The organism is Exiguobacterium sp. s22, assembly GCF_018617455.1.
Lineage (GTDB): Bacteria > Bacillota > Bacilli > Exiguobacteriales > Exiguobacteriaceae > Exiguobacterium.
Window position 1 is genome coordinate 19446 of the sequence record NZ_JACSKD010000008.1, and the last position, 26558, is coordinate 46003.

General features: G+C 48.1%; 37 protein-coding genes and 1 riboswitch. Of the genes, 25 read left to right on the forward strand and 12 right to left on the reverse strand.

Translation table 11 applies throughout. The features are described 5' to 3' along the window. Positions 1-115: 115 nt before the first annotated feature. On the reverse strand, positions 116-514 hold the full coding sequence (locus tag KNO94_RS12345) for a VOC family protein (RefSeq protein ID WP_214780117.1): 399 nt from the start codon (positions 512-514) through the stop codon (positions 116-118). Next, the gene (locus tag KNO94_RS12350; RefSeq protein WP_214780125.1) at positions 511-936 is read right to left on the reverse strand and encodes a VOC family protein; all 426 of its coding nucleotides are present in this window, start codon (positions 934-936) and stop codon (positions 511-513) included. The genes KNO94_RS12345 and KNO94_RS12350 overlap by 4 nt, the downstream gene beginning before the upstream one ends. 120 nt (positions 937-1056) lie before the next feature. On the opposite strand from KNO94_RS12350, the gene KNO94_RS12355 reads away from it, so the two are divergent. Both KNO94_RS12355 and tnpB read left to right on the forward strand, forming a co-directional pair. After that, a complete protein-coding gene (locus KNO94_RS12355; protein ID WP_251125970.1) occupies positions 1057-1452 on the forward strand; it encodes a GNAT family N-acetyltransferase in 396 nt (131 codons plus the stop codon). A gap of 110 nt (positions 1453-1562) precedes the next feature. Then, the gene (gene tnpB, locus KNO94_RS12360; protein WP_214780127.1) at positions 1563-2735 is read left to right on the forward strand and encodes an IS200/IS605 family element RNA-guided endonuclease TnpB; all 1173 of its coding nucleotides are present in this window, start codon (positions 1563-1565) and stop codon (positions 2733-2735) included. A 159-nt stretch (positions 2736-2894) separates the two neighbouring features. Here the strand turns inward: tnpB and KNO94_RS12365 are convergent, their stop codons facing one another. Both KNO94_RS12365 and thiW read right to left on the reverse strand, forming a co-directional pair. Further along, positions 2895-3158: a hypothetical protein gene (locus KNO94_RS12365; RefSeq protein ID WP_214780129.1), complete on the reverse strand. Its 264-nt coding sequence runs from the start codon at positions 3156-3158 to the stop codon at positions 2895-2897. 60 nt (positions 3159-3218) lie between these two features. Next, entirely contained in the window at positions 3219-3704 is a 486-nt protein-coding gene (gene thiW / locus KNO94_RS12370) for an energy coupling factor transporter S component ThiW (protein ID WP_214780131.1), read from the reverse strand. A 66-nt stretch (positions 3705-3770) separates the two neighbouring features. Then, positions 3771-3869, reverse strand: a riboswitch (TPP riboswitch). Positions 3870-3908: 39 nt separating this feature from the next. Here thiW and KNO94_RS12375 point away from each other — a divergent pair. Further along, positions 3909-4868: an aminoglycoside phosphotransferase family protein gene (locus KNO94_RS12375; RefSeq protein WP_214780133.1), complete on the forward strand. Its 960-nt coding sequence runs from the start codon at positions 3909-3911 to the stop codon at positions 4866-4868. Here the strand turns inward: KNO94_RS12375 and KNO94_RS12380 are convergent. Both KNO94_RS12380 and KNO94_RS12385 read right to left on the reverse strand, forming a co-directional pair. After that, positions 4865-5605, reverse strand: a complete 741-nt coding sequence (locus KNO94_RS12380) for a hypothetical protein (RefSeq protein ID WP_214780135.1) — start codon at positions 5603-5605, stop codon at positions 4865-4867. The two genes, KNO94_RS12375 and KNO94_RS12380, sit on opposite strands and share 4 nt — an antisense overlap. Positions 5606-5678: 73 nt before the next feature. After that, entirely contained in the window at positions 5679-6368 is a 690-nt protein-coding gene (locus KNO94_RS12385) for a hypothetical protein (RefSeq protein WP_214780137.1), read from the reverse strand. Positions 6369-6461: 93 nt separating this feature from the next. Here KNO94_RS12385 and KNO94_RS12390 point away from each other — a divergent pair, with 93 nt between their 5' ends. The 12 genes from KNO94_RS12390 (at position 6462) to KNO94_RS12445 (ending at position 15898) form a co-directional block, all read left to right on the forward strand. After that, positions 6462-7382: an AAA family ATPase gene (locus tag KNO94_RS12390; RefSeq protein ID WP_214780139.1), complete on the forward strand. Its 921-nt coding sequence runs from the start codon at positions 6462-6464 to the stop codon at positions 7380-7382. A gap of 2 nt (positions 7383-7384) precedes the next feature. Beyond that, positions 7385-8437, forward strand: coding sequence for a DUF58 domain-containing protein (locus KNO94_RS12395; protein WP_214780140.1), 1053 nt, complete (start codon positions 7385-7387; stop codon positions 8435-8437). Between the two features lie 64 nt (positions 8438-8501). Continuing rightward, entirely contained in the window at positions 8502-9041 is a 540-nt protein-coding gene (locus KNO94_RS12400) for a ribonuclease FAU-1 family protein (RefSeq protein WP_214780142.1), read from the forward strand. A 50-nt stretch (positions 9042-9091) separates the two neighbouring features. Beyond that, positions 9092-10222 carry a tetratricopeptide repeat protein gene (locus KNO94_RS12405; RefSeq protein ID WP_214780144.1) on the forward strand — a complete coding sequence of 377 codons (1131 nt, stop codon included), beginning with the start codon at positions 9092-9094 and terminating at the stop codon, positions 10220-10222. 11 nt (positions 10223-10233) lie between these two features. After that, on the forward strand, positions 10234-10665 hold the full coding sequence (locus KNO94_RS12410) for a GNAT family N-acetyltransferase (RefSeq protein WP_214780145.1): 432 nt from the start codon (positions 10234-10236) through the stop codon (positions 10663-10665). 131 nt (positions 10666-10796) lie between these two features. Continuing rightward, on the forward strand, positions 10797-11240 hold the full coding sequence (locus KNO94_RS12415) for a MarR family winged helix-turn-helix transcriptional regulator (RefSeq protein ID WP_214780147.1): 444 nt from the start codon (positions 10797-10799) through the stop codon (positions 11238-11240). Between the two features lie 27 nt (positions 11241-11267). Next, positions 11268-12260 carry a ring-cleaving dioxygenase gene (locus tag KNO94_RS12420; protein WP_214780149.1) on the forward strand — a complete coding sequence of 331 codons (993 nt, stop codon included), beginning with the start codon at positions 11268-11270 and terminating at the stop codon, positions 12258-12260. Then, positions 12257-12886, forward strand: a complete 630-nt coding sequence (locus tag KNO94_RS12425; protein ID WP_374193977.1) for an NADPH-dependent FMN reductase — start codon at positions 12257-12259, stop codon at positions 12884-12886. The genes KNO94_RS12420 and KNO94_RS12425 overlap by 4 nt, the downstream gene beginning before the upstream one ends. A gap of 223 nt (positions 12887-13109) precedes the next feature. Beyond that, positions 13110-13457: a hypothetical protein gene (locus KNO94_RS12430; protein WP_214780151.1), complete on the forward strand. Its 348-nt coding sequence runs from the start codon at positions 13110-13112 to the stop codon at positions 13455-13457. A gap of 40 nt (positions 13458-13497) precedes the next feature. Next, entirely contained in the window at positions 13498-14565 is a 1068-nt protein-coding gene (locus KNO94_RS12435) for a saccharopine dehydrogenase family protein (protein WP_214780152.1), read from the forward strand. Then, complete coding sequence (locus tag KNO94_RS12440) at positions 14562-15059, forward strand: NUDIX hydrolase (RefSeq protein WP_214780154.1); 498 nt, start codon at positions 14562-14564, stop codon at positions 15057-15059. Before KNO94_RS12435 ends, KNO94_RS12440 begins: the two co-directional genes overlap by 4 nt. A gap of 44 nt (positions 15060-15103) precedes the next feature. Further along, on the forward strand, positions 15104-15898 hold the full coding sequence (locus KNO94_RS12445; protein WP_214780157.1) for a GNAT family N-acetyltransferase: 795 nt from the start codon (positions 15104-15106) through the stop codon (positions 15896-15898). 35 nt (positions 15899-15933) lie between these two features. Here the strand turns inward: KNO94_RS12445 and KNO94_RS12450 are convergent, their stop codons facing one another. Together KNO94_RS12450 and KNO94_RS12455 are read right to left on the reverse strand one after the other, a co-directional pair. Continuing rightward, positions 15934-16719, reverse strand: a complete 786-nt coding sequence (locus KNO94_RS12450) for an SDR family oxidoreductase (RefSeq protein ID WP_012727604.1) — start codon at positions 16717-16719, stop codon at positions 15934-15936. Positions 16720-16792: 73 nt separating this feature from the next. Then, a complete protein-coding gene (locus tag KNO94_RS12455; protein WP_214780159.1) occupies positions 16793-17107 on the reverse strand; it encodes a hypothetical protein in 315 nt (104 codons plus the stop codon). 142 nt (positions 17108-17249) lie between these two features. On the opposite strand from KNO94_RS12455, the gene KNO94_RS12460 reads away from it, so the two are divergent. From KNO94_RS12460 to KNO94_RS12470, 3 genes are all read left to right on the forward strand, one after another. Continuing rightward, entirely contained in the window at positions 17250-17558 is a 309-nt protein-coding gene (locus tag KNO94_RS12460; protein WP_214780162.1) for a hypothetical protein, read from the forward strand. A 68-nt stretch (positions 17559-17626) separates the two neighbouring features. Then, positions 17627-18631, forward strand: a complete 1005-nt coding sequence (locus tag KNO94_RS12465) for a S66 family peptidase (RefSeq protein WP_214780164.1) — start codon at positions 17627-17629, stop codon at positions 18629-18631. Further along, a complete protein-coding gene (locus KNO94_RS12470) occupies positions 18628-19218 on the forward strand; it encodes an NUDIX hydrolase (RefSeq protein WP_214780166.1) in 591 nt (196 codons plus the stop codon). Before KNO94_RS12465 ends, KNO94_RS12470 begins: the two co-directional genes overlap by 4 nt. Here KNO94_RS12470 and KNO94_RS12475 read toward each other — a convergent pair. After that, positions 19207-19671: a GNAT family N-acetyltransferase gene (locus KNO94_RS12475; protein ID WP_214780168.1), complete on the reverse strand. Its 465-nt coding sequence runs from the start codon at positions 19669-19671 to the stop codon at positions 19207-19209. The two genes, KNO94_RS12470 and KNO94_RS12475, sit on opposite strands and share 12 nt — an antisense overlap. 51 nt (positions 19672-19722) lie before the next feature. On the opposite strand from KNO94_RS12475, the gene KNO94_RS12480 reads away from it, so the two are divergent. From KNO94_RS12480 to KNO94_RS12490, 3 genes are all read left to right on the forward strand, one after another. After that, positions 19723-20511 carry a GNAT family N-acetyltransferase gene (locus KNO94_RS12480; RefSeq protein WP_214780170.1) on the forward strand — a complete coding sequence of 263 codons (789 nt, stop codon included), beginning with the start codon at positions 19723-19725 and terminating at the stop codon, positions 20509-20511. Further along, on the forward strand, positions 20511-20693 hold the full coding sequence (locus tag KNO94_RS12485) for a hypothetical protein (RefSeq protein WP_214780172.1): 183 nt from the start codon (positions 20511-20513) through the stop codon (positions 20691-20693). Before KNO94_RS12480 ends, KNO94_RS12485 begins: the two co-directional genes overlap by 1 nt. Before the next feature lie 166 nt (positions 20694-20859). Next, complete coding sequence (locus tag KNO94_RS12490) at positions 20860-21843, forward strand: M23 family metallopeptidase (RefSeq protein WP_214780180.1); 984 nt, start codon at positions 20860-20862, stop codon at positions 21841-21843. Between the two features lie 44 nt (positions 21844-21887). Here the strand turns inward: KNO94_RS12490 and KNO94_RS12495 are convergent, their stop codons facing one another. Continuing rightward, a complete protein-coding gene (locus KNO94_RS12495; protein WP_214780182.1) occupies positions 21888-22433 on the reverse strand; it encodes a TraR/DksA C4-type zinc finger protein in 546 nt (181 codons plus the stop codon). 152 nt (positions 22434-22585) lie between these two features. Here KNO94_RS12495 and KNO94_RS12500 point away from each other — a divergent pair, with 152 nt between their 5' ends. The 4 genes from KNO94_RS12500 to KNO94_RS12515 are packed head-to-tail and all read left to right on the forward strand — an operon-like array spanning position 22586 to position 24247. Next, positions 22586-23110 carry a GrpB family protein gene (locus tag KNO94_RS12500; protein WP_214780184.1) on the forward strand — a complete coding sequence of 175 codons (525 nt, stop codon included), beginning with the start codon at positions 22586-22588 and terminating at the stop codon, positions 23108-23110. A gap of 57 nt (positions 23111-23167) precedes the next feature. Beyond that, complete coding sequence (locus KNO94_RS12505; RefSeq protein ID WP_047794748.1) at positions 23168-23467, forward strand: hypothetical protein; 300 nt, start codon at positions 23168-23170, stop codon at positions 23465-23467. Beyond that, complete coding sequence (locus KNO94_RS12510; protein ID WP_214780186.1) at positions 23467-23940, forward strand: GNAT family N-acetyltransferase; 474 nt, start codon at positions 23467-23469, stop codon at positions 23938-23940. Before KNO94_RS12505 ends, KNO94_RS12510 begins: the two co-directional genes overlap by 1 nt. Before the next feature lie 4 nt (positions 23941-23944). Next, a complete protein-coding gene (locus tag KNO94_RS12515) occupies positions 23945-24247 on the forward strand; it encodes a hypothetical protein (protein WP_214742291.1) in 303 nt (100 codons plus the stop codon). Positions 24248-24286: 39 nt separating this feature from the next. Here KNO94_RS12515 and KNO94_RS12520 read toward each other — a convergent pair whose 3' ends face one another. After that, positions 24287-25144 (reverse strand): pirin family protein, encoded by an 858-nt coding sequence (locus KNO94_RS12520; protein ID WP_214742290.1) that lies wholly within the window; start codon positions 25142-25144, stop codon positions 24287-24289. A 105-nt stretch (positions 25145-25249) separates the two neighbouring features. Beyond that, entirely contained in the window at positions 25250-26515 is a 1266-nt protein-coding gene (locus tag KNO94_RS12525; RefSeq protein WP_214780188.1) for a hypothetical protein, read from the reverse strand. Positions 26516-26558: the final 43 nt, after the last annotated feature.

Consider the following 26558-nt stretch of genomic DNA (forward strand, 5'->3'; position numbering starts at 1 on the left):
AGTTGATATATTCGTTTTACTTCAAATAGGACATCTATGTCTTTAAGAGTGCATAACAAAACCAGGTCCCATGCAAACATGGACCTGGTTTTGTTAGATAACTGTGAAGCTCTGATTATGTAATCTCGAACGTATCACGCAGTTCAATGATCGTTCCTTCCGGTGCTTTTAATTTACTTAAATGTCCATCGACGACGAAGTAGATGTTGCCACCGTGCTTTGGTAAAAACATGACGCCGAGTTGTTCGAGTCGTGCGACTTCCGCTTTGAGGTCATCTACATAGAGGGCGAAATGGACGGGACCGGAAGCATGTTTCGAGTAGTCTTGTAACGTTTCATCCGTCTTAGCAGTCTGGAGCTCAACATAAAAATCACCGAGCTTGAGCCAACTGTTGAAGTCACGCGTATGAAAGTTTGGCGACTCTTGGACGAGTTCAAAACCGAGCGCTTCGTAAAATGACTTCGATGCGGCATAATCCGGTGTTTGGATACAGATATGATGGATTTGTTTCATTGGTTGTTTCCTTTCGTTTGCAACTCTTTCACTCGATCACGGTGGAACGGGGAAGTCAACTCTTCTGAGATGAGGCTGATCGTATGTCCATCCGGGTCTCGTACGTCAAAACAGGACATACCACCGAAATCGTGAAGCGGGGTCGCAATTAACCCTGCTTGTTCGAACGATTGATACGCGAGCTGGATGTCTTCACAGATGATATTGAAATAAACATGGGCTTGTCCGGACGCATCCTTAAATGTTGTAGGTTGCGTTGAAGTAGTTTGAATCAATCCGAGTTGAGTCGAGCCATCTGGCAGACAGATTCCGATGCCCCCTTCCCAGCGCCCGATTTCTTGGGCATAAAAATAAGTTGTATACCAGTTCAGAGACTGTTCTACATCTGATACGGGAATGAAGATACTTCCGATTCGGAACATAAGATCCCCTCCTTTTCTATTGTTAGTGTAGCGAATACAAGCCTTCGAAGATACGGGAGAAGAAACTTTTTACGGGAGAAATCGTATGGAAGAGAGAGAGAAAATCAATGAGGTGAAAGCATGAAAGGAAATGAAATCACGATTCAACCGGTTGATGCAGTCAATCGAGAGGCGGTCATCGCCCTGACAGTGGACGAGAACCAAGCACGATTCATCGAGACGAATGCCGAATCCCTTCAAGAGATGGCTGAGGATACGAAATACAATTGGCAGAGCTTTGCATTTTACGAAGGTGAGCGACCGATTGGCTTCATGATGATCGGAGCAGAAAACGAGACAGAACGTTACGTGTGGCTCGACCGCTTCATGATTGGTCAACATGAACAGGGGAAAGGCATTGGAACGAAGTGCTTACGCATGGCAGTGGAATTCATCCAGACACAATACGACGTGGATGATATCATCCTCAGTCTCCATCAAGAGAATGAAGCCGCGAAACGATTTTATCAAAATTAAGCGAGAATACGCCCACTTCTAAACGTTAAGGACAGGGCTTACGTGAAAGTGGGAGATGAACCGCCAGCCTTTTCTTCGGGTAAAATATCTTCAAAGGTGGTGACCGTCACATGGTGAAGCACAAGGGCTATAAATTCCGGATTTATCCGACGAAGGAACAGGAAATCCTGATCGCCAAGACGATCGGCTGTTCCCGGTTCGTGTTCAACCATTTCCTGTCGAAATGGGACGCGGCCCATGAAGCGACCGGCAAGGGACTGTCGTATGATGCCTGCTCGAAAGAACTTCCCATGCTCAAACAGGAATTTGGTTGGTTGACGGAAGTGGACAGCACGGCCGTCCAGAACAGTGTCAAACACCTGGCCGACGCGTATAAGAAGTTCTTCAAGAAAAAGGGGAATCATCCCCGTTTCAAGTCGAAGCGAAACCCCGTCCAATCCTATACGGCGAACATCCAAGGCAAGTCCCAGCTCCCCGAGGTCTCGATCGTCGGGAATCGACTCAAACTCCCGAAGCTGAAATGGCTGCGTTTCGCCAAATCGAGACAGGTCGAGGGTCGCATCCTGAGCGCCACGATCCGATGCACGGCTTCGGGTAAATATTTCGTCTCCCTTCTCGTAGAGCAGGAGATCAGTGAGCTGCCGAAGACCGGTTCATCGGTCGGCGTCGACGTCGGGCTGAAGAACTTCGCCGTTCTATCGGACGGCACATTGTACAAGAACGACCGTTACTTCCGTACGCTCGAGAAGAAACTGGCCCGCGAGCAACGCAAGTTGTCCCGTCGTCAGCGCATCGCCCTGAACAAGAGGGTGAGACTCTCCGAGGCAAAGAACTACCAGAAGCAGAAGCGGAAGGTCGCCCGCATCCACGAGAAGATCGCCAACAGACGCACTGATTTCCTGCACAAGGTGTCGACCGAGATCGTCAAAAACCACGACGTCATCGGCATCGAGACCCTGCAGGTCAAGAACATGCAGAAGGACCGCAAGTTGAGCAAGTCGATCTCCGAAGTGAGCTGGTCGGAGTTCCATCGCATGCTCAAGTACAAGGCCGGCTGGTACGGGAAGACCGTCGTGAAGGTCGGGAAGACCTTCGCCTCGAGCCAATTGTGTTCGAGTTGCGGCCATCGACACAAAGACGTGAAGCATCTCGCATTGCGGGAATGGACATGCCCGAACTGCGGGGTCCACCACGACCGTGATGTGAACGCAGGACTGAACTTGAAATTAGAAGCTGAACGCATCTTAGCTTCTTCAACCGTCGGGACGACGGGGCTAGCCTGATCAGGTTCCGACTGTCAGGTCGGATAACTCAGGAATCCCCCACCTCTAAGCGAAGCGTAGGTGGGGGTAGTTCAAGCGAAGAACGGCTTTGTCGACAGCGACTTAATTGATGAATGGAATGGTGAAGCGATTTGGGTTTATCATACAAAAAACCGACCGTCATGAGTCGGTCGGATTCTCGGATGGACTTGTTTTTTGCGTGACATTCATAGCTGCCAAGAAGAAGGGGATAGCGGCAAAGAGAAACAAGGTAACGAACCAGTTTTGAAGAAAGGGATCGACAAACGTTGGTTCTTCCGGCCAGCTTCCTGTTGAGATTTGGGCGCTCCAACGGGTGTAGAGTGCAATGCGTTCGAGCGTATATAAGAGTCCAGACAAAAACAACAATATACCACCCGCTACAAGTTGATTGAAACGTGACATAAAACTCCTCCTTCATGGATGTTGTCTATAGTTTACCATTTTCATCCAATCGAAAGACTTTTATTTGAGTGCGCTCGGTCGCAACTGTTTGACGCGTGACAAGACAAGCCAACCGAGAAGCGCGCCCGTCAAACTAGAGGCGAGAAACGCCGGGACGAAGAAGAAAGCACCGAACGTCGAACCCATCAACAGTTTCGCGTACGGGACGGCAATCAACGAGGCGATAACCCCGGTCCCGAGGATTTCTCCGAGAGCGGCTGCATAGACGCGGTTCGTGCGAACGAAGAAAATGCCGGCAAGAAATGCGCCAATCATGCCACCAGGGAATGCGAGCAGTGATCCTGTGCCGGTCATGACGCGAATGAGTCCGGTGACGAAAGCGACGAGGACGGCTCCGATTGGACCGACGGTGACTGCGGCAATCACGTTCACCATATGTTGAATCGGATAAGCGCGGGCGACACCTGTGGGAATCGAGATGAACATCGAACCGACGACGGCGATGGCAACGAGCATTGCCATCCAAGTGAGTTGTTGAATACGCATGGATAGTCTCCTTTCAAAATAAAAACGCCACGTTTCCAGACGGAAAGATGGCGTGGACATACAGAGACGTATCCCAAGCCACTTCCCTACGCTGGTATGAGCCAGATCAGGTTCAAAGGGTCCGGCAGATGCCGTCTCAGCCCGAAGGCTCCCCTAGTGGTCGTTTATTGATTTGAGTATAGCATAAACTGGAAGGAGACGAATATGGAACAACTATCTGTTTTCTGGGAAACCACTGATCTCAAGCATGCGTTTGATCAGTGGATTGATGAATATATTTCGAATGAAACATGGCATGTCGAAAAAGATACGGATTTGACGTATCTGGTTCATGGAAATGGCGTCTATGCCAAAGCGGTCACTTCCATCAGTCAGAGTGAAGGAGTATTATCACAACATCTTGCTCACATATTCCCTCAACTCGTGCCAGACGTAGTCGCTGTTCATCCGATTCATCCATGGTTCATTTTGCGCGAAATCCCCGGTCACCCGTTACGTGATACACCCGATCTGGTACAGTATGAGGTTGCGCTACGGGAGTACGCCAAGTTACAGCAACAAATGAGTGGTGAGACGGAGCAACTTCTAAAAATGGGGGTTCCAGATCGTCGTCCGGCTATTTTAAAGCAGGAAATCGAATCAACACTTGTTGAGATGACTCTAGGGATGAAGCGAGAGCAGCGAGAAACAATCATTTCGCTAAAACCTGAATTACTGTCGATGTGCGATGAATTAGAAAGCGGCATTCCCATGAGTCTTGACCACGGAGATTTGCATGGAGGGAATATTTTCTGGGAGCCTGAAAGCAATCTGCCGATGATCATTGATTGGGGAGACGCGACAATCACCCATCCGTTCTTTAGCATGCGTGTCTTTTGGAACGCCTTGTTCGATTTATTGCCGGAAGAGGACGATGCATTATGGATGAAGAAAATCCGAGCGTTTCGCAAGATTTATTTGAAAGAATGGGCACACGTCGCGCCAAAAGAAGTACTCGAGCATCAAATGAAGATTGCCGAGGAATTGGGATGCGTGTATCGGGCGATCTCATGGCACGCATACGTCACGGCACATCGCCGGGACAAAAAAGATTCCAGCGACAAACCGGCACAATGGCTCAAGTTGTTGCTGGAATATCGTAAGTTACAATGTGACACGGATTAACTTTCATTCTTGGCTAACAGGTCCTCATAGTCCTTCTCGTTCCAAAAGAGCGGTGAGATGGATTCGGGGCCTTTTAAAATTTCTCCGTCCTGATCATATACGATGGCATATCCGTTCTCGACATCGAATACGAACAAGTCGGCAGTGACTTCCGTCACGCCATCCCCGGCGATGATCACGTCATCGATTGGATCCCTTGCCAGTTCGACGCCCGCTTCGTCGAGTTCGACGAGGAGGGCTGACGTGTAGGCATGGCGGTCATAGACCGCTTGGAATTCATCCTGCGTGAGAACGACATCGGTAGGTGGGGCACTTGTACCGAATTTCCGATTTTCAATCTCTTCAACGTATTGAAGGAAAGATTCCTCCTGCCAAAATAGCGGAGCGACCGATTCAGAGCCGTTGATCACCGTTCCGTCCTGACTGTCGAAAATGGTGGCATATGTCCCGTCATCGAGCTTGAATGGGTAAATATCCGCATACGTATGCTCGAGGCCGTTCCCTGCGATGATGACGCGTTCGAACGTCTCCCGAAACGGTTTGATTCCTTGTTGTTCAAGGGCAGTAAGGAGCGGTTTCGTTTGTTCATATTGGTCATAGACGTCTTTAAAGTCCTCACGTGTCCATTCGGTGATGGGTTCATCGGGTGATTCGATCGGAATCGGATTGTCTGCCACCGTATCCGTACAACCCGTCAGTAAAAGTGCACTTAATCCGAAAATCGTCCATCGCCTCATGATTTCATCCCCTCAACTTACATTTTCCACCATTTTATCATTCGTTGTGAAAAAGCAGAACCTGTGCACATTCTCACTCGGGGTGAGGACGTCCCGCATAATCATCGAGGGTGCTCTGGAAGTGCAGCGTATCTTCTTCAGAAATCGTCACACCTGAGGAGGTGCCGTAGCGAACCGCATGATAAACGGACGGGTTCATCGGTAAATCGATGCGTTGGAACCACTCTTGCAGTGTCTCATGGGCACGCAATCGCTTGGCGGGTACGAGAGATTGGTTAAATGTGATCAGCGCATCGCGAATCGGGATATTTGTGAACGCTGTTAGCGTCGGAACAGACGAAGCATTTTCGTATTGTAGCGATTTGACAAGCGGGTCTATGCTTGAATCAGCATGATCTTGTGCGCGCGCCAAACGCCGCTTCCGTTTTCGATAAATATAAAAGGACAGACAACTGAGCGCAATCAAAGCGACCAATAATCCGAGATTTCGTCGTGTTGATTCGCCAGAGCTCGTGATTTTCTCAAAAAAGTGATGTTTTCCTTTTTGAGGATCCAATTCAAACGGGTAATCTGCTTTGGATTCACCGATTAAAATTCCATCCTCATCCGATAGGAGATCAGTCGGAAAACTGTTATTTTCCTCGACCGGTATCGTTTCTGGATTATAGAGCCATTCGAATACACTCGTCGCAACCATCATCATCGTAAAGGTTACGAGAAGTGTGGCGGCAATCATGAGAAAAAACTTGTTCGTCCAGCGCAAGAAGTTACCTCCTTTTGAATTTTCAGACTATTTGTTGTTTATCTTACCATAAAAAGGTAAAGTTTGATTAAGACAAAAAATGGAGGTCATATCATGGGCATGCAGCGAGTCATCAAACAGTTGAACGAGGTGTATTTAGGAAAAGAGGATGTCGTACGCCTTTGTTGTACCGCGTTACTCGCGGAAGGACACATTTTGTTAGAGGATGTACCGGGTACGGGAAAAACGTTACTGGCCAAAACGATTGCGGCCAGCTTTGATGGGGCATTCTCTCGCATCCAGTTCACGGCCGACCTATTACCGTCTGACGTAATCGGCGCAGACTATTTCAACATGCAGACGCAGACGTTCGATCATCGACGAGGACCGATCTTTGCGAATATCGTCTTGATCGATGAAATCAACCGAGCGGTCCCAAGAACACAGTCCGCCTTGCTCGAGGCAATGGAAGAACGACAAGTTTCCATCGGGGGAGAGACATATCCGATGCCGAAACCGTTTTTCGTCATCGCGACGCAAAACCCGATCGAATCGGCCGGGACGTTCCCGTTACCGGATGCCCAACTCGACCGCTTCCTCATTTCGATTCCAGTCGGCTATCCTGATGTCGCGGAAGAACGGGAACTCCTCTTACAAGTGATGCGCCAAACGCGAAAAACCGTGGATGCGGTCGCGACGTTAGACGAATTACGTCACGCCCAGGAGGAAGTGAAGCAAGTATCGATTCAAGATGACGTCCTCGATTATTTACTCGGGCTCGTCCATGCGACACGGGAACATGCATCCGTTGAGGTTGGCGTCAGTCCACGTGGAGCCATTGCGCTCATGCGTGCGTCCCAAAGTTATGCCTATCTGAACGATCGATTGTACGTCATTCCGGAAGATGTGAAAGCCGTGGCACCTTATGTCTTGGCCCATCGTTTGACGTTGACGCTTGAAGGAGGCATCAAATCGACGAAACAGGACATCATCCGCTACATCTTAGACACCGTTTCTGTGCCGGTCGAGGGCTGAAGATGACGTTCTCGACACATAACGCCCTACAGAAACAATGGATTCCGGTCTATGGATTCGCCGGGATAATTCTCGTATTCGTCCCGTACATGGAAATCGTCGGATATGCCCTTTGTTTACTTGCAGGCATCGTCTGGTTCTTCGAACGGACGCGGAAACAGTTAGAGCGAGCCCTTCGTCTTCATATACATACACACGAATCTCTTCTCTTTGTTGGGGATGAGACGGAAGTACAAGTGATGTTAGATGGAAGTGAAACCCTCGAACGACTCGGACTTCCGGTTCGTGCTCGACTGAAGTCCAATACGGCGCTCAGCTTTCCAGACCATGACCGTTCCCCAAATAGTTTAGATATGTCGATACGAACAGACCAGGCCCGTCACTCGCTCCACGTTAAGGCCGAATTTCGGGGTCCGGCCTATATCGAAGAATGCGTACTCGCTGTTCCGCTCCCGTTTCATCTCGGGACGTATCTTCTTGAGTGCCCCATCGAGAAGCGATGGACGGTATTGCCGTCGCTCACGTTACACCCACCCGTCGGCACGAAACGTTTAGCGCTCGGGGACCGACCTTTGACCGCATCGCCGCTACGGAATCCACTGCAGGTTCTAGGGTCAAAGCCTTATGAAGGAGAACCGGTCAAAGAGATTGACTGGGTCGCGACGGCGAAACTTGGACGAGTCCAATCGAAAGTCTTTCAAAAGACGTCGCTCGACACGTTCACATTCGCAGTCGATTTGAGTGGACCATCTGGCTACACGTTGCATCACGACTTTGAGTCGATCATCAGCCAAGTCGCATACGTGACGACTCGTCTCTTAAAAGAGGAGTGTAAAGTCGAGCTGTTCATCAATCGTTTCAATGGTGAAGGGAAGATGGAGCATATCTCTCTTCAAGAGGGAGAACGAGGTTCACGCCTCATCCTCTTGATGCTGGCCGACCTTCATCCCGGGAACCGCTTCATCTCGACAGACGCGTTCGTCCGAATGGTCGAACGGAAACGCTTGAAGCAAAGCCATCTCGTCTGGTTCAATCAGCACAACCTGTATGACTAACAAGGAACTTTTCTTCTTCTGGCGAACTGTATCATACAGAGATGACCGAAAGGGAGAGATCCATATGGCAAAGCGAAAGTATGCGAATCGACGAGACTGGGAACGGATTTTAAAGAACCGTTATGCGCAAGAACGCGTTCAGACGGAACAATTTTCAGGCGTCGTCGCCTTATTCCAAATCGATGAGGTTCGGGCGCCACTGTATAAAAAACATAAAGGGGAAGAATTTATTGTGGCGGATGCTGGTTTTAGTTGGCTGCAATATTTCCCGGACAATGAACCGTTCGGTGTGACGGCGATGATCAATCCGGAAGGTGTAATCGTGCAATGGTACATCGACCTCGTCGACCGGATCGGAGAAGAGAATGGTATCCCGTATATGGACGACTTGTTGCTCGATATTCTCGTGTTTCCGAATGGGGACATCGTCAAAAAGGATGAGGATGAGTTCGAAGAGGCGACCGAGAGCGGCGAATTGACACCTGAACAAGTCGAGCGGGGATGGCGTGAGTTTGAAGCGACGCTCGAACGGATCAAACGCGGAGACTTCGTCTACTTTGATTTGGCAAAAGGACATTACGAACAGTTAAAACAAAAGCTATGAGTGGATTCACTCTCTCTGCTACAGTAAGGGCGTAGGAGGGGGAGTTTTTTATGAAAGAAATTGAAATCGAGACGTGGGCACGACGAAAACACTTTGAGTTTTTCAAAGCGTTTGACGCGCCACATTTTAACGTGACGGCGAACGTGGATGTGACAAATCTTTATACATATGCGAAAGCGAGTAATCAATCGTTCTTCAAACTCTTTTTGTACGGTGCGGTGAAAGCGGCGAACGCGATTCCAGAATTGCGATATCGGATACGTGGTGAAGCGGTCGTCGAACACGAGGTGGTCCATCCTTCGTTCACGGTCATGTTAGACGAGGATGTCTTCAACTTTTGTGCGGCTACGTTCAGTGAGGATTTACCGACGTTCTTACAGGAATTGACGACGCGGATGGAGCAAGCTGCTGACGAAGTCGTGGTTGGGGATGACGAGCCCGACGACTTACTGTATATCACGAGTGTGCCATGGGTCACGTTCACGAGCATCATGCATCCGACGCATCAACAACAACATGACAGCGTGCCGCGCATCGCTTGGGGCAAGTTTGAACGTCAAGGAGAGCGTCTAGTCATGCCATTATCCGTTCAAGCCCACCACGCACTCGTTGATGGGGTACATATCGGCAAGTATTATGAAACGCTACAAGCATGGTTAGACGAAGATTTCGCACAGGAGGGAACCGACGTGATAGAGGAAAGTGAGTTTGATCGAGCCGTTCGCCTCCATGAAGAGGGACAGCTCGAACAGGCGAAGCAACTGTTCTTATCGCTCTTACGACAGGATGAGAAGAATCCGAGACTTCATGCATATTGCGCGTGGTGTTATGACTCGCTCGGTGAAGAACGTCAGGCGGTACCCCATTATGAGCGGGCCATCCGACTCGGGTTGACGGGGGAAGAGTTGGCCGAATCATATCTCGGACTCGGCAGTACGTATCGGGCACTCGGACGATACACGGAAGCGGCAGAATTATTTGCAGAGGCGATTGAGCAATTCCCGAATCACGGGGCGCTCAAAGTGTTTCAGGCGATGACCCATTACAACGTCGGTCGCCATGAAGAAGCGACGGGAACGTTACTTGAACTGCTTGCAAGTCCGAAACCGGACGAGAGCATCGCGCGGTACCGGCGTGCCATCGCATTTTATGCAAGAAACTTAAATGAGACATATGACTAAAGGAGGATGACATGATTTCACTACGTCCGATCGATGCACAAAATTGGTATACATGCTGTCAATTGGCATTAAGTGAACAACAACAGTCGTATATGGAGCCGAATGCGATTTCGTTACTGCAAGCGATGTACGAACCGACGCTACGCCCGCGCGCAATTTATGAGGACGAGACGATGGTCGGCTTCCTCATGTACAACACGGAGCCGGAAGAGTTGGATGCATGGTGGATTTACCGAATCATGATCGACCATGCTCATCAAGGCAAAGGGATTGGTCGACAGGCGACCGAGCTGATGCTTGAAGAAATCGGCGAGGGGAAACCGATTGTCGTCGGCTATCACCCTGAGAACGAGGCAGCGCATCACTTATATGAAAGCCTAGGATTCGTTGATGAAGGCCATCGATTCGGTCGTGAAATGGCTGTGATTCGGCGAGGGGAATGAGACGGGAACAACCCGTCTTATTTTTTTAAATCAAATCGATTGACGGCAAAATCATCACGTGATATATTTATCTCGAATTAAAGATATTCGAATTTAAGTTAATGGCTCTCTTGGACAAAGGAGGGAGACAGATGGAACCATCTGATGCATTGAAGACAATTACTGTGCTGTTGCGCGCCTCTCAGTCGTTACAAGACCTGGTGAAGCAGGAAGTGGCGTCTTACGGATTGAACGCGACCGAGTTCGCCGTACTCGAGTTTATATATCATAAAGGGGATCAACCGATTCAAGTCATCGGAAAGAAAATTCTCCTCTCGAGCGGAAGCATGACGTATGTCGTAGACCGGTTAGAAGAAAAAGGGTATCTCATTCGTAAGGCTTGTCCGAGCGACCGTCGCATCACATATGCGGCGCTGACGGATGATGGAGAGCGCCTGATGCAAGATATTTTTCCTAAGCATACGGAGCATATGAACGCCGTGTTTGAAGGGATGCAATTAAACGAAACGATTGAACAGTTGAAACAAATAGGGAAGCGGGCAGAAGCCACAAAAAATTTTAATCATGTATCTTGAAATCAAGATATAAAAGGAGAGAGAACGATGAACCATGTAAAAGGAATTCACCACGTCACGGCAATCACGAGTAGTGCCGAAAAAAACTATGATTTCTTCACCCATATTCTTGGGATGCGCTTAGTGAAGAAAACGGTCAACCAGGACGACATTCAAACGTATCACTTATTCTTTGCGGACGATAAAGGAAATGCCGGTACAGACATGACCTTCTTCGACTTCCCGGGTATCCCGAAAGGCAAGCATGGGACAAATGAGATCGCGAAGACGTCGTTTCGCGTACCGACAGATGAAGCGTTGACGTATTGGGTCCGCCGCTTCGACCGTCTCGGTGTCGAACATGAAGGGATTCAAGAACAGTTCGGGAAGAAGACGCTCTCGTTCATCGACTTCGACGAGCAGGCGTATCAACTCATCTCGGATGAGTTCAACGAAGGGATCGCATCGGGCGAACCGTGGAAAAACGGTCCAATCCCACTTGAGTACGCGATCACAGGACTCGGGCCAATTTTTATTCGCATCGCCGACATCACGTATTTCAAACAAGTGATGGAGCAAGTGATGCTATTTAAAGAGATTGGGCGAGAAGGTGATGTGTATCTCTTTGAAGGAGGTGAAGGTGGAAACGGAGCGCAAGTGATCGTCATTCATGACGAGACATCTCCACAAGCGCGTCAAGGGTTCGGTACCGTGCACCATGTCGCATTTCGTGTCGAAGACCGTAGCGGCCTCGATGAATGGACAGCACGTCTCCAACAGTTCGGTTTGCCGACTTCTGGCTACGTCGATCGCTTCTTCTTTGAATCGTCTTATGCGCGTGTCGCGCCGCAAATCTTGTTTGAATGGGCGACAGATGGTCCTGGTTTCATGGGAGACGAGCCGTACGAGACGGTCGGTGAGAAGTTATCACTCCCGCCGTTCCTCGAAGCGAAACGTTCGCAAATCGAGGCGATGGTACGACCAATCGATACAGTCAGAAGCACGAAAACATTTGAGAAAGAATATGAGGGCATGAAATGAGTTTCTTGAATCGCTTATTTGGAAAATCAGATGCATCACAACATAACCAAGGAGGAACTACTATGTTAAACATCGGAATCGTACTCGGATCAACTCGTGAAGGTCGCGTCAGTCCACAAGTCGGGGAATGGGTGAAAGAACTCGCCGACAAACGTGGCGATGCCAACTATGAAGTCATCGACATCGCAGACTACAACTTGCCGCTTCTCGGTGAAGCTGGCCAAGACGCATCAGGCGCAGCAGCCTGGTCGGAGAAAATTGCGCAAATGGACGGATTCATCTTCATCGTCCAAGAATACAATCATTCCATCTCAGCATCTCTTAAAAACGCACTCGACTACTTACGTGTCGAATGGAACAACAAAGCAGCTGGAATCGTCTCATACGGTTCTGTCGGTGGAGCACGGGCAACGGAACATTTACGTGGCATCTTGAGTGAATTGTCAATCGCTCACGTACGTGTCCATCCTGCGCTCTCACTCTTCACGGACTTCGAGAACGGCACGCATTTCGCACCGAAAGATGTGCAAGCACAATCGGTCAACGACATGCTCGACCAACTCCTTCCGTGGACGGAAGCGATGCAATCGGTCCGTACGAAAGCCGGAGAAGTTGCAAACAATTAACAAATCGCGAAGCCAGCCTGAATTCAGGCTGGTTTTTGTGCGTTTTCAGAGCAGGTCGTGTAAAGTTGGAAGGGATTAGGGGGAGTGCAGATGTGGAATCGTAAAATCGTCACAGCATCCATCGCCTCGCCCGTCTATGCGATTCTGTTAGCGTGTGGGGTCACTATGACTTGGTGTACAAGCAAATGGGGGAACGAGGGGTGTGCTGAGTGGCTTCCTTCTGATGACGGTTGCCTATGTGACGGTCAGTTTTCCGATCATGTTGACCTACGGTGTCGTGACCCCATGGTGCAGTGATTGGTTGGCGAATCGGTTCACTTCGAAACGATTCAAGAGGTTCACTTCGTTTGCTTTACATATACTATTCGGGCTCGTCTTGTCATGGCTCAGTCTGCTCGCAGCGGTCTTGTTTTACTTGGTAGATCGTCTACTACAGCATCGGGGAGACATAACAAAACCACAAACAGTGAAAAGTCTGCTCAGCCCAATCGGATATTTGCTTATTGTAACGGGAAGTGTGTATATCATCGATGTTATCCAAGAATTTTTCGTTCGATTCAACTTCTTTTAGGGAAACGAACAAGGATACATTGACATAAGGAGGGGTAAAAATGAGATGGATGATTTATGGGGCGAATGGCTATACGGGTGAGCTGATTGCACGACAAGCCGCTCGTGACGGAATGCGTCCGGTTCTTGCCGGACGAAACGCAAGAGCGATTCATCGCCTAGGAGATGAACTGAATTGCGAGACATCGATTTTTGCATTGAGTCGTGAAGCCGCAATCGAGGCGCTTCACGATGTAGATTTAGTCCTTCATTGTGCAGGTCCTTTCACGGATACGAGCCAAGTGATGATCGAGGCATGTCTAGAGACAGGTACACATTACTTAGATATTACCGGGGAAATCGACGTGTTCGAATATGTCCATTCTAAACAGCGAGCGGCTCAAGCCAAAGAACGTGGTGTGATTTTATGCTCGGGTGTCGGATTTGATGTCATTCCGACCGACTGTGTCGCGCGGAAATTAAAAGAGTTGATGCCGGATGCGACAGCACTCGCCCTCGGTTTTTCGGCAGCAGGCGGTATTTCTCCTGGAACGATGAAAACAGCCATACGCGGGCTCGGGTCTAGTAATGTGGAACGTGTGAACGGCAAATTATCACCATTTCCAATTGGGGCAAAGCGGAGAACGATTGATTTTGGTCGCGGAAGCCGTACCGCGATTGCGATTCCGTGGGGAGATGTTTCGACCGCCTACTACACGACGGACATTCCGAATATTACGACATGGGTACCAGTGCCGACAGCGGCCGCCTATGCTGCTCGCGCTTTGTCATGGTTCAGCCCGATTCTCGGAAAAGAGGCCGTGCAGGAACGATTGCTCCGTTATGTCGACGAAAACGTATCGGGACCAGACGAGGCTGTACGTGAAAAATCATCGACGTACGTATGGGGCGAAGCAACGAATGAGGAAGGACGAAAAGTAGTCGTCCGTATTCAAACGGCAAGTACGTATGCCTTCACCGTGTACGGGGCGCTCGCCGTCGTCAAGCGGTTGCTCGGTCCGGGTGGGATGCTTGCTGGAAGCTTTACACCAGCCATGCTATTCGGATCTCACTTTATCGAAGAGATTCAAGGTTCCTCTTCGTTCGTGATTGATGAGATTCGTCCATGAATCGAGAAGTATGGGATTTACTCGATGAAAACCGGCAACCGCTCGGTCGAACGCACTTTCGTGGGGATGAATTAGAGCCGCATACGTTTCACACGGTCATCGAAGTGTTCACGTTCGATCCAGATGGGAGATTATTGCTGTCGAAGCGTCATCCGGATAAGACGTATCCGCTTCTGTGGGAAGGGACGGGCGGCTCGATTTTGGCTGGGGAAACGAGTCGACAAGGTGCGGTCCGTGAGCTAAAAGAAGAGTTGGGACTATATGTATTGCCTGAGCAAATCCGGTTCGTGACAACGATTGAGCGGGGCACATATTTCTTGGATATGTATTGTCTCGTGTGCGAGAAACCAATCGACTTTGAACGACTGTCACTGCAAGCAGATGAAGTCGTCGATGTGACGTTACAAGAGTGGGAGACGGTCCTTGAGTGTGTAGAACTCGTCCCTTCTGTCCGGGAACGGCTGATTCAATACGGTCATCTCATCCGACCGTGAACATGTGCTACACTCAACATAGAATATACAAGGGAGGGAACAGCGTGAAACGTTTAGAATTGGCAAGGCGTATCGAACGCATCAAAGCAGAGGGGACGTCTGCTTACATTCGATATCGTAAACAAACCCCTCCCTATGAAGGTGCGGAACTACACGTAGAAGGAAAAGGGCACGTGTTCAAAATGGGAAATATGAGTTTTGCGGTCGGATTTGGATTGAATCGGCCGACAAGCTTTTACGACCTGCATCAAATGGAAAAATGGGTGCGTGGGAAGAACGTATCACGTTTACATATTGAAGTTTGCCCATTAGCGGAAGATTCCTTGCTCCGCTTATTGCAAGAACGTAACTACACGCTCGATCATTTTTTGGACGTATGGACGTTGGATTTGACACAGCATGCCTCCACATCTGTACCGACCCAGGTCGAAAAAGTGAAGGATGAGACACTCCATGAGTGGGCATACGCCATTGCGGCTGGATTCGCCGAGTCGGGCACAATCCTTCAAGAGACGGTCGATACAGCCAAAGGCTTTTACGCACTACCGAGTAATCATGCTTATCTCGTGCGAGAAGAGGATGCTGTCGTAGCGGGTGGGATTTTAGCCACGCAAGACGGGATTGGAGAGTTGTTTCTGACGAGCACCGTTCCGACATATCGGCAAAAAGGGTACCAGACACAACTTATTTTGGAACGAATTGCCGAAGCGAAAGCACTTGGATGCAATCTGTTGACGGTTACGACGAAAGTCGATTCGGCGTCTGGTCGCAATATGGAACGGCTTGGATTTCAGCCGTTCTATCAAAAAGCGGTCATGAAAAGTCCAATCCTTAAATAAGCAGGTCGCCTCGGGTGAGGTGACCTGCTTTTCGATTACAAGAGCGATTCAGCCCCATCGACGTATACTTCAGAGCCGGTGACGTGGCTCGACATGTTGCTCGCGAAAAATAAGACGACATCGGCGACTTGTTTTGCGGAGCCCGATTTTCCGGCAAGCGGTTGATTCCCAAGTGGATATTCGATTGGAATGACAATTTCTTCGAGCAACGCATCGTCTCGATTGGTCGAATCGTCAATATTCGTATCGATGGCCCCGGGACAGATAGAATTGACACGAATCCCGAATTGAGCGAGTTCCGCAGCAGCCATTTTCGCAAAGCCGGTTTGACCTGCTTTTGTCGTCGCGTAGCCACTGAATCCGAAATTTTTAAAATAGCGGTTCCCGTTGATCGATGAAGTGATAATGATACTCCCGCCATTCTCTTTCAAATGAGGAATAGCATGTTTGACGGTCAAAAAGGTTCCAGTGAGGTTCGTCTCCACCACGCCATTCCAATCATCCAATGATAAATGTTCAATCGGTGTGATGGTCCCGTTTCGACCGGCGTTCGCGAAGACGATATCGAGTTGACCAAATCGTTCCATTGTCCGTTCGTAGGCCTCTTTCATTGCGGATTCATCCGACACATCTGCACTGATCCCGATGGCGCGTTCTTCCCCGACAAGGCTTGCGAGACGCATCGCATCTTCTTCATTCAAATCGACAATGGCGACTTTTGCTCCGGCTTGAATGAAGCGGATGACCGCGGCACGTCCGATTCCGGAGGCTGCCCCGGTCACAAACGCTACTTTTCCAGATAGTAATTTATTTGAAATCAATCCGATCACTCCTTTTTATGATTCTGTTCTCATATTCCACAGTTCTGGAAAAGTTACGCTTCATTTCAAAAAATCATGGTGATGTGACTTCAATCGTCCGTGCGATGTTCAAGTTCGAATCCGTCGGAATGACCTCGATTGTTACCAGTTGGCCGCTCTGTAGTCCTTGTACGCTGTTGACGATGCCAGTGACTTCGGTTTGATCATTGATTAAGATGACACGCAATGTGACTTCTTCAGAGGATTCGGTAGATTCAATCAATATTTGGGGGATATCGACTCGTTCAATCTGTCCTTCGACCATGTTGTCATTCCACGTGCTCATCCAATAAACGGCGACTAAAAAAAGACCGAGAAAGATTAAGGCAAAGGTTAATCGTGAACTCATGTCTACCTCACTCCTTTGTCGTCCCGTTTCGCATCTTATCTAATTTACCTTTACCCGGAAATTCTCTCATTACTTGAAAAAATAGTAGGAATCATAAGAAAAATGGGGAATAGAAAGAAAAACGAAAAGGTGAGGTGTGGGCATGTGGATGATGGTTGGTGCGCTAGGATTGGTTGCTTGTGTATGGATCGCGTTCGGTTGGTTCACCATTGGTAATGCAAAGCGACGAGTATGGGGGGGGCTTTTTTCACTCAGTATGACTTGTCTGTTCGCACCGCTCTTCCTCGTGAAACTGGGAGAACAGTATGGATTTGTGGGGATTCAAGTAGGGTTGACCGCTTTATTCGGTGTACTCGCAGGTGCATTTTTCTTTGTGGCACTCGGATGGACAGGACGCCCAGCAAAAGTTCGGAAAGTGAAAACATTATCGGAAGACCCTGATTTATTTTGAAACATGGCTGACCACTCCTACGGTATAATGCGTTCATAACCATGTTACGAGGGAGTGGAGTGGGGATCATGATTAAACCGCCAAAGCTGCAAGTCGGAGATACGATAGGAATCATTACGCCTTCTTTTCCAGCACCTGTTCAATTTGAGGAGCGTTATCAACGTGGCGTCGAACAGCTCAAGCGAATGGGATTCAAGGTGAAAGAGGGCATGTGTACATATAAAACAGAAGGATTTCGGTCCTCGTCCATTCGAGATCGAGCGGACGAACTGAACGCATTTTTGCATGATCCTGAAGTGAAGGCCATCATCAGTACGATTGGTGGAACGAATTCGAACTCATTACTACCGTATATCGATTATGAGCAATTGCAACGGCAACCTAAAATCATCATGGGATATAGTGATGTCACGGCAATCTTGATGGCGTGTTATGCCAAAACGGAAGTCGTAACATTTTATGGACCGGCGATCGTCCCTTCTTTCGGTGAATATGGAGGAATGTTTGAGGCGGGGGAGCAATATGTCAAAGACATTCTCTGTCTAGAACGAAACGCTCCGTTTCAGTTACATATCCCTGATGAATGGACCGAAGAGATGCTCGATTGGTCAACGCAACAACGCGTCAAGACGCTCCAACCGAATGAAGGGTGGATCCCACTAAAGGATGGGAAGGCACGAGGGACGTTGATTGGGGGGAATTTGAATACGATGTCCGGGTTTTTCAAATCAGATTATTATCCTGATTTGAAAGGAGCGATTTTATTCCTAGAAGACTCGTTTAAGACGATGGCTGAAGAAGAACGGTCGCTCAGTATGCTGAAGCTGGCGGGTGTGTTTGATGAGATTTCAGGTCTGATTATCGGGAAACATGAGCATTTTCAAAATCAATCGGCCCCCTTCTCATTCAATGATTTATTGCTCGAAGTCATCGGAGATACGAACATCCCAATTCTAACGAACGTCGATATCGGTCACACGTTTCCATCACACGTTTTCCCGATTGGCATTCAAGTTGAGTTAGATACGACGAATGGGGTTATCCGATTTTTAGAAGATGGGGTGTCGGAATGAAGGAGCACCTCACTATTTTTGACGAGAATCACCGGAAAATAGGGGAGAAGGAGCGAAATCAAGTTCATGTTGACGGGGATTGGCATGAGACGTTCCACTGCTGGTTCTGGAAAGAAGACCTCATTTATCTTCAGCGGAGGAGCATGGATAAACAGGATTTTCCCGGGAAATATGATATTACGGCAGCGGGACACCTCGCAACAGATGAGACAACAGCGAATGGCGTTCGTGAAATTGAAGAAGAGCTCGGACTGTCATTGACGTTCGAACAACTCACCTTTATGGGAATCTTTGAAGACGTGATTGAACTGGACGAGTTTCTTGATCGCGAGTTTGCACATACGTACGGCTACGTCTATCAAGATGAAACACTTCGGTTTGACGACCAGGAAGTGATGGATGTCGTAGCTGTTCAAAGAAATGAACTGATGTCGATCACAGCAGGACGCATGTGCACGATTGAGGGACGCTCACTGATGACGAATCATCTTGTTGAAATCACGCAAGCCGATTTAGTTCCGCATCGTCAGACTTACTGGCAAAACATATTTGAGAGTTTGACACGAATGGATGCTTTAAATCGTTAAGGAAAGAATACGCTGTTCGCCAATCGGTCCACCGATTCGACGTCCGGTATCGCTCCACCCAACGCTCATATAAAGGCAGAAGGCGGCTTCGTTTTTCAGATTGACCGACAGGACGATTTCACGAATGTGAGGGAAATGTTGCTTTACGAACTGCGGAAGTGCTTGGAGTGCCGCTTTTGCATACCCCTTGCCTTGATCTGCCTCATTGATGGCAAAAGCCGAGAAGAGCAGCGCATGTGGTTCATCCGTATAAGAAGCGACTCGTTCGTTGTCATGTAGTAAAAACATTCCGACCGGTTTCGTACTGAGGACGACAATCGGATGAACGCCATCAGGTAATGGATCATCCATATCTTTAGGCAGGGTCGTATACTTTTCTTGGTCCGTCGGTAGTGCGAACGTATCGAGAATCGATTGATGCGTCCTATTTCGATATTCGAGCGTGATTTTCATAAGAAGTCTCCTTCGAGCGTTATTGATTTTTATTCAGAAAAGGGGAATTATATGTCGACACAGTTTACATACCTTCAAAATCCACCAATACAAGATTTATACCGTGCGTTTATGAGCGGTTTTTCTGATTACATCATTCCGTTTCAATTCGATGAGCAGACGTTCGAAGATGTTTTTCTTGTTCGTGATCAAAATCAGCCGTCCCGTTCCATTGTAGCCTATGATGGTGAAGAACCTGTTGGTGTCGTGTTAAGCGGGATTGCACATCTTGATTCAGGATGGCAGACACGTTGTGGTGGACTTGCTGTCGCCCCACATGTCCGAAAAGCAGGAGTCGCGACCGAATTGATGAGACGATTTGAAGAGGCGGCAGTAGGCACTCGTTTACTCGAAGTCATTCAAGGCAATGATGCGGCGGTGTCTCTCTATGAACGACTAGGTTACGAAACGACTCGAGAAATCCTCTACTTCCAAGCGATCTCATTAGAAACGAACGCAGACATGACGTCTGAACCGATTCCAACGTTATTTGATGAGTTGTATCCTACAGCGAGTCACGTTCCGATTTGGCAACGCGATGTGCGCGTGACCCAACAAGCTGCTGAGTTAGTCAAAGTCGTAGAAGGGGATCAAACAGGATTTTTGTTATACCGCGATCACGTCTTGCTCGATGTTTTTGGACAAGCAGAAGAAGCGGAATGGTTATTGCGGGCGGCCGCGAGCCGATCGCCACTTCATATCACGTTGACATCAGACCGTCCTGAATGGGTCGAAGCGGCACGACGATTGGGATTTGTCCAAGATGAGATTGCCCAATTTGAAATGGTGAAGGACGCTTGATGAAGCGGTTGTTGGTCATCTGTATCATTGCGCTGATTAGTGGAAATACCGCGACCCTGATTGCCCTGACGACGAATCTCCCACAAGGTGTGTCGCAAGGTCTACTGTTAGGTGGCGTGAGTATAACCCTTCTTTCTATCGGTGGCATCCTATGGACTGGATATTATACAAAAAAACGCTAGTGAAATCCTTGTGAAGTGACACTTGAAAATATCACATCATGCTGTCATGTATGACATGAAAATGAAAAACTTCATATATTGAAATTTTTAACCCCCAGTGGTATATTCGCACATGTAGCTTTTTTGAAGTTCATGAATGTATCAATTTGGAGGGTTTATTATATATATGTGGAAACAACTCATCATGACAGCGGGTGTTGGTGTTCTCTTATTCCAAGGACAAACCGCATCTGCCGACAACATGTCCCCGCAAGATCTCGTTCAAACGGAAAAGTCATTGCAACAAACGAAACAGCAAGTAAAAGATACGAAACAATCCATTCAAGCCATTCAAACAAAGTTGAAGCAAGTCGACCATAAAGCGGAGGCGTTGCGAGACAAAATTGAAGGGACTTCTAGAGAATTAGAAGAAGTGGAAGAGTCGCTCGTTCCGGCAGAACAGTCACTCTTCGCAAAAGTCGTTTCTTCGGTGTTGCCGAGTGCGAAAGCTGAGGCCGCTGAAGCGGAAGAAGCGCATCAAGAGCTTGTTGAAAAGAAAAACCAAACAAACGAAGTATTGAAGCAACTAAAAGAAGAGCAAGAGCAAATTGAAGCGACACGTCAAGACGTGAAAGCGTCGTATGACGAAAAGTCGAAACAATATATGAAACAAACGAATCAGTTGAGTGACTTGAAGAAACAGTATGAAGCGATGGCACCCGATCGGTTCTTAATGCCGGCGGAAGGTCGCCTCTCTCAAGGATTCGGTTCGGCGAGTGGGCAGTTCGGATACACATTCCATAACGGTCTCGATATCGCCGCCAAAACAGGCACACCTGTATACGCCGCAGAAGCTGGAAAAGTGACAAAAGTCAGCTCTAGTGGACCTTATGGAAACCATATACAAATCGAACACAACGTAGACGGTCAAAAATGGACGACCGTGTATGCACACTTGCACAAAGTAGATGTCAAGACAGGTCAGTCGGTGCGCCAAGGCGAACCGATTGGTCAAATCGGAAACACGGGTAACTCGTCTGGTCCGCACTTACACTTTGAGATTCATAAAGGGGACTACAATTTTTCAGCTAGTTCAGCTGGGAATGCCGTCGACCCGATGAAACTGGCAGAGCGCCTCGGTGGTGCTTCTCCGATAAAAGCCACGTTTTAAGCAGACAGATGCCCTGAGCCTCTCGAATGAGGTCAGGGCATTTTTTACTGTTCGCGCGTAGGATCGTGGTTGCCTTCGCTGTCGGCAATCGTATCTGAGCTTCCGTAGTCTTCTACTTGAGAGAAGGCGTCCGTTTTTTGACCAGGTTGATCCGTCCCGTCTAACTCTTTGCGTCGGGCGGTCTCATTTGGATTCAACACGTCTTCTTCGACCGGTCGATCGACTTCATGCGCGTGTTCTTCCTCTTCTTGTGCCCGGGCGTGTTCGATGCAAAGGGTGGCTTCTGGAATGACTTCGAGACGGTCTAGTTCAATGTCTTTCCCGCACACTTCACATTTTCCATACGTCCCATTCTGAATGGCTAATAGTGCCTTATCGACGTCACTCAAGAACTCTTCATCGAGTTCGTTAAGGGCTTGGTCCCGTTCCCGTAAAAAGAGCTCTTCGCCCGAGTCGGCAGGGTGGTTGTCGTAATGAGAGAGCTCTCCTTCGTCATACGTCTCTTCTCGACTATCCATATATCCTTCGGTCTTTGCTTTTTCTTTCAATAATCGTTTTTTAAACGTTTCGATTTGCTCTTCAGTCAACATATCCATTCACTCTCCAGTTCTCAAGTCATTAATATAAGGTTTCCCATTTTATTTGTGTACAAACCTTTTGAAGTGGAATCCCTCATGTCGAGCAATGTTTAGAAAGGGTATGATGAGAATAGAGTATTGATTCTAAAGAGGAGGAACGAATCATGCGAAAAGTCGAAGTAGTGAAATACAATCCGGAATGGAATCAAAAGTTTGAAGAAGAGGCTGGTAAATTAAGTCGATTATTCGAAGAGGAGCTCGTTGCAATTCATCACATTGGGAGCACATCGGTCGAAGGATTGGCGGCAAAACCAATCATCGACATGATGCCGGTCGTACGGGACATCAAACGAGTCGACGACTACACGGAGCGGATGGAGGCACTCGGGTACCGCGGACTTGGTGAATATGGGATTCCGAAGCGTCGCTATTTCCGTAAAGGAGAAGAAGAACGGACGGTTCACGTGCATGTGTTTGAAGAAGGGAATCCAGATGTCATAAGACACCTGGCCTTCCGGGATTACTTGCGAGCTTATCCTGAAGTTCGCGATGCGTATGGTGAGCTGAAGCTTCAACTAGCGGCACAGCATCCAGATGACATGGAAGGATACATTCAAGGAAAGCATGATTGGATTATCGAGACGGAACGGTTGGCGACGAATTGGTATAAAGAAAATCAAGACGAGTGAAACCTTTTTATGGAAATGGTCGTATAATACATCAAACCTTGAAGGGGGAGATGTCGTGTGAAACGATTTCTCGGGAAATGTGTGGAATACGCTTTGGCCGCACTTGTTTTCGTCGGTCTGTTCTTTGTCCTCCGCGCGATTGCCGGAGACTCGGACAAAGGATATATGTTGACATTGCTCGGTACATTTTTTCTCGTCTTACCTAGTTCGCTCTTGATTGGTTACTTTTTGGCCCGTCCGCTTCAACGTCGCCTAAATGGGAAAGGAACGGAGGCTTCGAGTGAGCATACGTTGCGCGGAACTGAAAAACCGCACGGTGTAAACGAAGATCGAAACCATTCAAACTATACCGGATGATGGAAATCACATTTACCCCTACGATTGATGCCCGTCTCATCGCACGGTTGAATCGTTCCATCCATGAGCATCACGTCCATATGAATTCGTCTTTTTTTGCGGAGTATGAGGAAGAGAAGATGTATGAAGCTTTTTTGACGCTGATTGGACGACCGGGTCATCATTATATGGTGATGGAGCTTGAAGCAACTCCAATCGGCTACATATGGTTTGAGGAGAAGGTGGGTGAGGCGACTGCATTCCGTCAATCCGTTCGAACGATTTATATTCATCATATCAGCATTGACCCGATGTATCAGCGGAAAGGATACGGTCGGCGCGTGATGGAATGGATGGAGCGTTGGGCATTAGCCCATCATTTTAGAACAATCGAACTGGACTACTGGATGGTCAACACAGATGCTGCCTCTTTTTACAGCGAGCTTGGATTTGTCCCGAAACGTCAGATTGTCATGAAAAAATTGGAGGAATGAAATGATGGAATTACTTACAATCGGAATCGGTATTCTTGGAGTATTGTCATTAGGTTGGTTCTTTTATAGTTACTGGCTCGGATATAAAGGTGGCAATATCGTGATGACCCTCGATGAGCACTATACGAAACTTGAGGAATACGTGCCGGCCATTTTGGCGAAATTATATGAAGATGGAAAGTCCGCTAACTATCTTGGGGACCGCAAGTTCGAAGTGGAAGGGAAACGTTATGTGCTCGTCGAGCGTACCGTACCGATCGGGAACGTACCCACACAACAGACGGTGTTACAACCAGATCGCTCATAATCAGGAAAGGGAGCTCTCGAATCGAGAGGCTCCCTTTGTTTATTTCACCGCTGGAGGACCGAACACGCCACTATGATAATCACGAAAAGCTTGGCGAATCTCTTCTTCCGTATTCATCACGAATGGACCGTGCGCGATATACTCTTCTCGAATCGGCTTTCCGGAATAGACAAGGAGGCGTGTACGTGTCGTGGCCTTCAGTCGAAGTGTGCTTATCGCCTCAGATGTTTCATCGAACGTAAGCGTCGCCACGTCCGTTTTGGTAAGTGGCGTGTTGGACGTTCCGACTTCTACAGACCCAGCTAAAACATATAAAAAGCTGTTATGATTCGCAGGCAAGATGTGTTCGTATTCGCTGCCTTCCTTCAATGATATTTCTGTCATCGTGATGGGGACGAGGCTTTCCATCGGTCCTTTTACGCCCGCGATTTCGCCGGAATAGACGCGAAGTTGTCCGCCGTCGAAGGGAACGACGGGTGCGTCCTCGACGTATACGTTCTGATAGGAAGTCGTTGTCGTTTTTAACGACTTCGGCAAATTCAACCAAAGCTGAAGCGTATGAATCAAATCATCGTCGACCGCTTCTTCGGCGTGACGGGCAGCCCATCCGGCATTCATATATTGAACGTCACCGGCGTCCAATATCGAATGTCCTCCATGATTATCAATATGTTCAAGGCGACCATCGATGACATACGTGATGGTTTGGAAACCACGATGGGGATGGTCCGAAAACGTCCCACGCTTGAACCAGTCTTCTGCCATCAAAATAAACGGATCAAATTCCTCTTTTTGTTCCGGTGGCAACACCCAGCCCTGTTGAACGTGTGGATATCCGTTTTGTCGGTAAGAGACCCGCCAATGACGGTTCACGTCTCGAATAAATGGATTTGTCAAAATGATTCACTCCTTTCCTTTCTTATCTTCCCAAAAAATGTGTTCCATCGAACGAGATTTGCCTCGTGAATATGCAAAAAGACAGATGCGTTCGCATCTGTCGGATTATGTGTTTTGTTCAAACAGGTTATACCACTTGATGGCGTCCTCACGTAATAGCTTAAAATGGGCGCCTGTCTCTGAATTGGTCACATACACATCGGCACCATCATAGCTGACATCGAATGTTTGGGCACATACGCCTTGAAACAACGTGACATACGGTGTTGGAGCGGGTTTTCCTGCATAGGCAGTTGCATTTGCTCGTTTGATTGCGCCGAAAATGAATTCCATTTCATCGTGCCCCACATGATGTAAGAAGGATTCATCTTTCGATTCTGTACCGAGAAGCGCCAAATCATGAAAAATAACATGACGTTGACTGCTTAATTTATGGTGAATCTGTTCGTTCAATTCTTTCCCATAGAGTAACTGGGGTTCATGATACGTAAGTGAGACATTCTGGCGATGGGCCGTTCCATCTTTCATGAATGTAAAACTATAGAGCGAATATTCATGCCCGGGTACAAGAACAGAAGGAAGTTGCGGAGCTGTCTTTGCCCCGAACATTTGTGAAATCTGCGCATCTTTCGGTCGCAATACCTCTTGATAGTTATTTTGATCCTGGCTCGTATAAATCGCATATTGTAACGCATCATCGGATTCCTCTGTCCCGAGTCCAATCGACAAATAGGGAGGGTGCGAGGAATCAATTGGAATTTTCAAGTGGTCTTCGCCTTCAGATGATGTAAAAGTGAGTTCAAATTCCCCGGTAAAGGGCATCGTGATGTGGAAAAGAGTATGTTCAATCCCTTTTCTTTCTGGATAGGGCTCATTACCTATCGGTTTTTGCATCTCTTGTGCAAAGTGCTCATATTCATGTGGCTCTGCAAATCGGAATTTTGAAACATTCGGATACGTTTTTGCTGCATATTGGGCGTCATTTAAACTCTCAGGTAGTGTGGTGATTTTTGTAACATACGTGATGGAATCGAGCTGACATTGTACATAGGATTTATTTTCGACAGTGAAAAAAGTTGCTGTCGGAAAGTTAGCATTGGCGGCAGAATCGGTCAGTGGTTGTGTCAATGTGATCGTCCCGAGCCAACGTCGTTCACCGTTTGGAATCGTCGGAATCGCATGGTCTGGTTGACACATCTCAATAATAGCGGCGCGATCGGATTCTGGCATTTCGATTTGCTGTCCATTAGGTAACAGGGCACGTCCTTGATAATATTCAGGAGCGGGTTGGAGTCGGAGTGCGCGTTCTTCCTCGCATCCGAATAAGAAAAATAGGATAACGAGGGTACTGAAAATCAGGTACTTTTTCACATCGGTACTCTCCTTTGGTGAATCACTTTCACCATTCTAGCAC